Below are 751 nucleotides of genomic sequence, written 5' to 3'. Positions count from 1 at the left end.
TTTTTTGCTTTGCTATTTAAGAAACAATCTTGGCGGCAAAAACAGGCCCGTTTTCTCCTATCATGAGTTCCAACTTTTGATTCAGAATATCTGCGTCAAATTGGTACAAATTGATTCAAGAAATACCCTATACCGTCGATATAGAGATAACTGCTTTTTACCCGCACTCAGTGAAAGAGTGTCGATGTTCCAAGGAGTATTCGATGAATCCAGTAGGAAGCAACCCAGTAAACTCTTATGCTAAGCAACCGGCAGTAGTGGCACAAAATCAAGACAATCACGTTGATACGGTTGCCGCGCCACTCAAAGTTGAGCAAAACAAAGTGACACTTTCTACGGAAGGTAAGGCACTGCTAGCGGCGTTGCAGCAAATTGACCATGAGAGTAAAAAGGTAGAAGCAGAAAACAAAACAATGGGTGAAAAAGTAGAATCTTTCACTCACGGCGCCCTTGGCATGGATCATCCCGCCAAGATTGAAGAAGAGGAAGACGGCTCATATTCTGCAGGGCAGTATCTTTCCGCTGCGCTCACTGTTGGTGGTATCATTTTAGCTCTCGTCTAGCCGCAAAATTCCTACTCGACACGATAACAAACCGTGTTTGAATCCGTACTGAAAAGCAGACCATAATTCCTTTCGCTTAAGAACAAGCCATCATACAACATGGATGAATCTTTCATCTATAAGGCATGGTTCTTACTGTATTCACTCGTTTATTGCTCCCTCAATCAGGTTTCTTATGAAGGCGCTAA

Annotated in this window: 1 protein-coding gene; it reads left to right on the top strand. The window is 42.7% G+C overall.

The window, feature by feature from the left end:
• Positions 1-203: 203 nt before the first annotated feature.
• The gene (locus R7Q11_RS25965) at positions 204-563 is read left to right on the top strand and encodes a hypothetical protein (protein ID WP_225466978.1); all 360 of its coding nucleotides are present in this window, start codon (positions 204-206) and stop codon (positions 561-563) included.
• The last annotated feature ends 188 nt before the right edge of the window (positions 564-751 follow it).

Source organism: Vibrio sp. 970 (genome assembly GCF_033339075.1).
The sequence above is the reverse complement of the archived record's forward strand: the minus strand, read 5'-3'. Positions and strand labels throughout refer to the sequence as shown.

Coding starts and splice junctions, on each gene's coding strand:
- R7Q11_RS25965 (WP_225466978.1), top strand. CDS start 204: ATGAATCCAGTAGGAAGCAACCCAGTAAACTCTTATGCTAAGCAACCG.